Origin of the sequence: uncultured Campylobacter sp., from assembly GCF_963517995.1 — a bacterium.
Classification (GTDB): Bacteria; Campylobacterota; Campylobacteria; order Campylobacterales; family Campylobacteraceae; genus Campylobacter_A.
On record NZ_CAUQHQ010000110.1, the window covers coordinates 1 to 7,486 of the forward strand.

Below are 7,486 nucleotides of genomic sequence, written 5' to 3' on the forward strand. Positions count from 1 at the left end.
GTCTAGCAGATACCACGTTTTTTTCTTGGTTAGCTCGTAGCACACGAGGATTTCAACCTCTTTATAGAGAGGATTGCTGGCGCCGTTTGCCTTTTTCTCGGCCAAAAATAGCTCCTTGGCCTTTGCTTTTAGCTCCGGCGGTACTACGATGAGATTTGGCTTTATGCGAAGCGGATTTCCGTTATCCTTGATGAGTCTACCCATCTCGGCTACCGTTTTTTCATAGTTTTCCTCGGTTAGCTCCAAATTACTCAAATTTGAAAAACTTTCCCCTTTTACCTGGTGATCGGCGGCGAAAAACTTCTTACCGTCGTAGCAGTCGCCGTTTGACTCAAGTAGACCAAATACCATAGAGTTGTAGTGCTCCGGTACCGCGGCGGCTAGATCTATGATGCGAGGCTTTACGATGCCTAGGTTATCGTATTCGATGACGTCGCGTTTGACCTTTATCGATGATTCCCAATCTTTTTTAGAGATGGTGTAGTTCCAGGCCGCAAGCTCGTTTAGCGTTCTATCTCCTACCCATTCTCGCATACTAGGCATATCCGCTAGCCACGAATAATCGACCGTTACGGTATTTGCGTTTATTTCGGTAGCGACTTTCAAATAATCGCTATTTTGCGTATTTAAAGCGTCGTTAAATACGGTTTTAAAACCTTTTGAAACCGACTCCATATATGCGGCATCAAGTACTCTTCTTGGCATTTTTTTCTCCTTTTTATAGACCTAGTTGAGCTTTGACGTCTGGATCGATATCAAGCTCATCTTTTTTGTTTTTCTCGTAGCTTTTTTCTTTTAGCACGCTCGCGGCTTCGCTTTTTGAAACTTCCATAAAGCTATCTAGCGCATTGCCCTCAAGCGCCATAGCCATCTCTTTGCGATTTGGCAAAAGTTCGCCGTTTTTGATGGCGCTTTCTATTCGCGCGGTTTTAGCGTTATTGCGCTCGGTATCAAGCGCTGCTTTTAGCTCTTCTATCTCCTTATCTTTTGCGGTTACTTGCGCCTGTAAAGTCGCGTTTTTCTCGTTTAGTTCGTTAAATTTGACCGCTAGGTCGTCGTTTTGTGACATGTCTTCTCCTTTGGATTGATTATTTAGTGCTTGATTTAGCAAATTTGGGCGATTAACCAGCCCTATACTGCCAATCCTCACCACCTCTCTTATCCCATTGTCGCGGTGATTGACCTCATACGCCGGGCTCATATACCGATATAGTCTCTTTTCTACCAGCTCTTTGCCAATTTGTGTGAATTCTAAGCTCGCATATATGCCATCATCCCTTGCTTCAAGGCTATTTATGTCAAACCACCCCATAGCCTCGCCATCAAAGTGATCGCGGTCTAGCAAAATATCCACACCTTGGCTTTTGGTATTGGTGACGACAAAATTTGCGTCTATATTAAATACCCGCCCGTCGTAGCCGACTATTTGCTGTCCTGCGGGACTGATCTTGACCTTTTCGTTTGTTTGCGCGGTGTTTAGCTCTAAGCAAATCAAATCTTTGGCAAGCTCCATTTTTGCTCCTTCGTTCGTTTCGGTGCATTTTAGAGCTTTTTAAAATTTAAAACACTCTAAATAGCCCTTATATAGAGTGTTTGAAAAAAATTTTTGCGTTATAGTGTCGGCAAAAACGGAGTGTAAATGAGAGAAGTGGCGAAAGAACTATACATAAAAGGAAAAAGCATAGATGAAATTTGCACGGCACTGGGGATCACGCGACAAACGTTTTATTATCATAAAAAAGCAGACTTTAAAAAAGGTATAGATTGGGACGGACTAAAACTATCAAATTTACGCAGCGAAGATGAGCTCGAAAACAAAGAAGCCCTTTTCGTAAATAGCCTCATTGAAAACTATGAGAAATTTTTGCAAACCGCAGGCGAGCTAAATCCCGAGCATATCGAAGATCTTCATAAATTTGCAAAAGCATATTGGTCTATCAAAGCCCCGCGCCAAATCAACCCCAAAGAAATTGAGCTAAAAACTGCTAAAAAGACCATTCAAACTATCGCAAATTTAGCTCTCTCGCAGAAGCAAAGCGAAGTCACCACGTGGCTTAGCGAAAATGCCGACTTAATAATTTCAAGCGTTCTAAAAAATGAAAAGTAAAAATTTAAGCGTTTTAAGCCATTTTAGCCTTTTAGTTATCAAGGGTATCGCCCCAAATGATTTAAACGAATTTAAAGGGGGTTTAAACGTTTTTAAAAGGGGTTTTATCAAATGGATGTGAAAGAATTAAAGTCCTACTTGAAATCACTGCCAAATATTTTAGACGATCAAGGAGATTTTAGGCGCGAAAAAGCACAAAACGATTTTTATTATTTTGCGACGCAGTATTTCGCGCACCAGCTTGGCATAGAGGGCAAGGCAGGGCTATCAAAATTTAAAGAGAGTAGCAAATTCCGCCTATTTGTATATAACAAGCTTGAAAGAGTGTGTGCGGATAGTCGCTGCGTGCTCATAGAAGCTTACAGGGGTGGAGCAAAAACTACGCTCATCACTAGGCTGTATCTACTTTGGCAGCTTCTAAGCGGACGCAAAAACTACGGCATAGTCGTTAGTTCAACCATAGACATCGCAGTTGAGAGCAGCGATACCTTGCGCGTAGAGCTCGAAGAAAACGCAAAGTTAAAAAATGATTTTAAAATTTCAATCGGCGAAAAATGGAAAAGTGAAGAATTTATTTTCTATACCGACAAAAAGCCAAAGAAGCTTAAATTTTTTGGAGCTGGCAAAAAAATAAGGGGTACGAACTTTTTAGGACGCCGTCCTGACATCATCATAGCCGATGATATAGAAAACGATGAGAATGTCGAGAGCCTAGCGCAACGTGAGAAGCTTTATAAGTGGTTTAGAAAGGCAGTTTTAAAGCTGCCAAGTAGGTATGACGATAAATTTAACATCATCGTCGTTGGCACGAGGCTTCATCACGACGGGCTTTTAGCACGCATTAAAAAACTAAGTAGCTTTACTAGCTTTAATTTCCCGCTTGTCGTTAAATTTCCAGACAATATCGACACCCTTAATAAAGACAGCATAAAAACAGCAAAGATCATAAATATGAAGCTTGATGATGAAAGCATGGATAAGTGTGCGATTTTGGCTGAGTTTTTTGATGACAAAGAGAGTTTTTATTCTGAATATCAAAACGAGCCTTTAAGCAAGGACGGGGCGATATTTGCTGAATATAAGACCTATGAAGTGATGCCCGTTTGCGATGCTTATTACATCGGTATCGACCCAGCCATGGGAAAGGCAAGAGGGGATTATTTTGGGCTGGCACTGCTTGGCAAAAAAGACAAACAATACTATCTTGACGCCAAAGGCTACAAGATAAAGCCTGATATGATGATAGAAAAGATAGTAAGGCTTTATCTTAAAATTTTAAACTTTGGCAAACCTGTAAAGATAGCCATTGAGACGATCGCGTTTCAGGAGTTTTTTAAAGACAAGCTAAAAGATGAATTTGCCAAAAAAGGCATTATTTTAAGCGTTTGCGAGCTAAAAAACTCGGTTGCAAAGGAGCTTAGACTTGACGCACTTGCGCCATACATCACAGATGGCACGATAGAGGTAAATTTAGACAACACACTTTTGATAGAAGAGCTTGATACATATCCAAAAGCCCCGCACGATGACTTGCTGGATGCTAGCGAAATGGCGTTTCGGATCGCTTCAAGTGTCGCCATAGCAGACTATCGCGCGATCAATAAAATCATTAAGAAAAATAAAAATTTAATCAGATCATTAAAGGATAGATACACGTGAAAAAAATAATCATAAAAAAGAGTGATAAAGCAGATGTGTTAAGTGGCATAAACTACGATCTTGTAAGATCAGCCATCGTTGAAGGCAGCTTTGAAAGCCTTGTGCGGGTATTTGAGTATTTCAAAGCCACAGACGCACAAATAGGCTCAGAGCTTTTCAAGCGCAAGGTCTATGTCAGTGCATTACCGATATTTTTTGAGAGTGAAGATAAAGCGCAAAATGAGTTTATGCTTAAATATCTTGAAAGCATAAAATTTAAAAAATTCCTTTTTGCCTGCACGGCTGCGATCGCTTATGGCTTTGCTCCTTTTATCAAGCAATGGCAAAACACGGACGGCGAAATTTTACCGCAGTTTAGCTTCATCGCACCGACATACTTTAACACTGACCGCGAGGATCGGCTATATCTAAAACAAAGCTTTGAAAAGCTATATGTGGATGAGAATTTAGATTTGTTTTGGCTACATTTTCACCCAACAGATAGCGGCGACATCATCACTCAAAGTCTGATGTATCGAATAGTAACGATCACAGCCCTTAAACACCTTGCCATCTCAAAATATATGAGTTACTTTGACAGCCTATCCGTGCCACCACTTGTGGTGAAATCTGACTCCATAGAAGATGAAAGAAAAAGTAGTGCGCTCATAGAAGCGGCGGTAAATTTACGCGCAAACGGAGTGGGGCTTTTTTCAAAAGATGATATTTTAGAGCTACTTAACGGCAATGTTGATAAATCGACCTTTCTTGAATTCATTAAATATTGCGACGATAGCATATCAAAAAGCATAACAGGACAGGTGCTTGCTGGCAACTCACAAGCAAACGGCACGCAAGCTCTTGGCAAGATACACAATGAAGTAAGACAAGACATCCTACGCTTTGATGCGATGCTGATAGGTGCAAGCATATATGAGCTGATAAATGAAATTTTGGTGTTAAATTTTGCAAACGTCAAGCCATTTAAATTTATGCTCGATGCAAATCTTGAAGCCGATGAAGAAGCCTTATCAGCCGTATATGAAAAGATCACAAATATGGGATATGAGATCCCAGTGGAGTTTATGGAGACGACCTTTAAAATCAAGGGGCTAAAACTAAAAAGTGAGCAAAATGAGCCAGCAAGCGACAATTCTAAACAAAGCGGGCAAGACAAAAACGCAAAAGCTTTAAATCTACCACTCGATAACATCGATGCAACACTATCGTCTAGCCAATTCAATAAAGCAGACAAAGAGATTTTAAAAGCTGTTGAAAGCTCATTAAATACGCTTTTAAAAGATAGCAGTAGCTACGAAGAAGCCTTTAAAAGACTTGGCGATATGTATCAAAACTTAGACACCAATATGCTTGAATATGTGATGATGAGAGCTATTGCAAATGCCCAGATTTATGGAAGCGATGAATGAGCCCTATTAAAATTTCATTTTTTGATGAGCCTATAAACGCGCTAGCTGCGTTAAGAGCAAGAAAACCCGAGCTTCACTTTGACTATGATGAGATCATGCATGAAACACACACAAGAGTTTTTACAGTTGCAAAGATCACCAAAATAGATCTGCTAAACGACATTCAATCAAGCCTTGAAGATGCATACAAAAAGGGTCAGAGCTTTGAAGCTTGGCAAGAAAACATTAAGCCCGTGCTAGCAAAAAAGGGCTGGCTAGGAGACGTAAGTGTAACAAACCCGCAGACCGGAGAGGCAAAACAAATTTATGTGGGCTCTCGTAGGCTAAAAAGGATATTTGAAACAAATATGAAGGTAAGCTTTGCGCGCGCAAGGTATGAAAGCCAGATGAGCTCGCCATTTGAGTATTTTAGATATGTAGCCATACTTGATCGGCGCACAAGGGCATCTCACGCGAAGCTGCATGGGCTCATACTACCAAAGACGCATAAATTTTGGCAGAAAAATTACCCGCCAAACGACTGGGGATGTCGGTGCAAAGTGCAGGTGGTAAGCGAATATGAGATCAAGCAAAAGGGTTACAAGATAAGCCAAAGTGCGCCAGGGAGCATAGCAAGCAAGGACTGGGCGTATAATCCGGGCAAAAGCAGCGAAAGTTTAGAAGCTGTGCTAGATCAAAAGGTGGCAAATTTAAGCGGTGTATTAAAGCAGATCGTAAAAGATGACTTGCAAGATTACGAGCGTCAGAGGAATTTGTATGTGTGGGAGAAAAGCCTCAACGAAGCAGTAGATGAACTGCTGATCAAAAAAAACAAAAGTGCTCCAATACAGGCTTTTCAGGTTGGCTTACTAAGCCCGCTCATAGCCCAAAAGACGAGTGAAATTTTAAAAACCGTAGTTGAAGAGAGGCACATAGCGGGAGACAAACGCGGCATTTTACATATCAGACCCGAAAGAAAAGGGCAGTTTGGTCAAGCCTTGGGCATAGATGAAATAAGGCAAATAGTTAAAATTCTAGCTGACGATGATACACCAGTAAGCGTAGATGAAAAAAATAATAGTATCATTTTTTGGTTTGAAGACAAAACGGATAAGACGAAGATGAATAAAGTGGCTGTAAATATAAATCACAAATTAAAAAAATTTGGAACTACAAATTATATGGTAACGGCTGGAAAAGTCGATGTCATAGAGTTTAAAAAAGCAAAAATCATAAACAAATAAGAGATGGCGACAGGAGTTGCACCTGCAATACCACCCACACCCGCCAAGAGCGGGGGAGTGCCGAATACTACATTCTCGGCATCAACCATCTCTTTAATTATCATTATACCACAAATTTAGCTTTTTATCATCTTCGCTATCTCATCATTCAAAAAGCTTTTGATGTTTTCCTTTAAATTTGGCTCTAACTCGCCATTACTATCTACTGGCAAAAATGGACGTGCTGGGATATGGACATTTTTGTGTTTGCCAGCTTTATTTGTGCCAAACTGATGTGTGAGTCCGTATGGGTATCCATCAGCCGAGCTATTGTTTGAGACCGTGACGCTTGTTTTTGTGGCGTTTATGTGCCAGTTATGCGCTAAATTTCCTTTTTGCTGCAATATCTTTCTTGTGCCACCAACTCCAAATTTATCTAAAAATCTTTTACGCTGGTGTTTGCCGTTTTTGGTATATGCATCCTGTGTGCCACTTTTTATGCCTTTTAGCCCACCACCACCAAACTCACTAAACACTGTGGTGGCTGATAGCGGTTTCCACTTCTCCCCAAAAGGGCTTTTCTCATCTTCAAAGGCGTTTTCGATAGAGTTTGCAATCATATTGCCGATACCATCAAACGTGCTTTTTGATAGAGCGTTGCCACCTTGAAGCTTGTCAAGCTTGCTTATGATCTCATCAAGCCCTTTGATTTCTATGCTCATCACGTGCCTCTATAAATTTTTGTAAGTATTCGTCATTTGGCTTGATAGTCTCAATTGTAGTCCAAGTCCTGCCGCATTTGGCGCACTTTCTAAAACGCACGGTTTCAAGCCCTTTTACGGTAGCGCCGACTCTTGTTTTTTCGTTTCCGCAATACGGACAAAACACGCCAAAACCTCCCAAATTTTATATTTCTAGGCCGATTTTAGCGCATATTTTTAAAATTTTAAAGTCTTTTTAGCCTCTAGCCTTGGCTCTTTGTGTCTTGATCACGGCTTCAAGCCCCGTGATTATCTTGTTCGCTCGTTTTTTATCGAGCATGTATGTATTGGGTACTAGGCAGCCCGTTTGTCTATAAGAAAATCTAAGCCTTGCCGCCTCGTCCCAGC

The 7,486-nt window shown here is 40.8% G+C and carries 8 protein-coding genes; 4 read left to right on the plus strand and 4 right to left on the minus strand.

Annotated features, from left to right (window positions below; translation table 11 throughout):
* Positions 1–705 (minus strand): Mu-like prophage major head subunit gpT family protein (locus RYL88_RS10000; RefSeq protein WP_314990994.1); only part of this gene is annotated, 705 nt, incomplete at its 3' end.
* A gap of 13 nt (positions 706–718) precedes the next feature.
* The gene (locus RYL88_RS10005) at positions 719–1,513 is read right to left on the minus strand and encodes a phage protease (RefSeq protein ID WP_314990996.1); all 795 of its coding nucleotides are present in this window, start codon (positions 1,511–1,513) and stop codon (positions 719–721) included.
* A 126-nt stretch (positions 1,514–1,639) separates the two neighbouring features.
* Between RYL88_RS10005 and RYL88_RS10010 the strand changes: the two genes are divergently transcribed.
* The 4 genes from RYL88_RS10010 to RYL88_RS10025 all read left to right on the plus strand — a co-directional run bounded on the left by RYL88_RS10010 (position 1,640) and on the right by RYL88_RS10025 (position 6,398).
* Positions 1,640–2,107, plus strand: coding sequence for a DUF1804 family protein (locus tag RYL88_RS10010; protein WP_314391786.1), 468 nt, complete (start codon positions 1,640–1,642; stop codon positions 2,105–2,107).
* A 111-nt stretch (positions 2,108–2,218) separates the two neighbouring features.
* Positions 2,219–3,766 carry a phage terminase large subunit gene (gene terL, locus RYL88_RS10015; protein WP_314391788.1) on the plus strand — a complete coding sequence of 516 codons (1,548 nt, stop codon included), beginning with the start codon at positions 2,219–2,221 and terminating at the stop codon, positions 3,764–3,766.
* The gene (locus RYL88_RS10020) at positions 3,763–5,175 is read left to right on the plus strand and encodes a DUF935 family protein (RefSeq protein WP_314391790.1); all 1,413 of its coding nucleotides are present in this window, start codon (positions 3,763–3,765) and stop codon (positions 5,173–5,175) included. The genes terL and RYL88_RS10020 overlap by 4 nt, the downstream gene beginning before the upstream one ends.
* Complete coding sequence (locus RYL88_RS10025; protein ID WP_314990998.1) at positions 5,172–6,398, plus strand: phage minor head protein; 1,227 nt, start codon at positions 5,172–5,174, stop codon at positions 6,396–6,398. The genes RYL88_RS10020 and RYL88_RS10025 overlap by 4 nt, the downstream gene beginning before the upstream one ends.
* Positions 6,399–6,514: 116 nt before the next feature.
* Here the strand turns inward: RYL88_RS10025 and RYL88_RS10030 are convergent, their stop codons facing one another.
* Both RYL88_RS10030 and RYL88_RS10035 read right to left on the minus strand, forming a co-directional pair.
* Positions 6,515–7,099, minus strand: coding sequence for a phage virion morphogenesis protein (locus tag RYL88_RS10030; RefSeq protein WP_314991000.1), 585 nt, complete (start codon positions 7,097–7,099; stop codon positions 6,515–6,517).
* A complete protein-coding gene (locus RYL88_RS10035; protein WP_314392050.1) occupies positions 7,074–7,265 on the minus strand; it encodes a hypothetical protein in 192 nt (63 codons plus the stop codon). Before RYL88_RS10035 ends, RYL88_RS10030 begins: the two co-directional genes overlap by 26 nt.
* Positions 7,266–7,486: the final 221 nt, after the last annotated feature.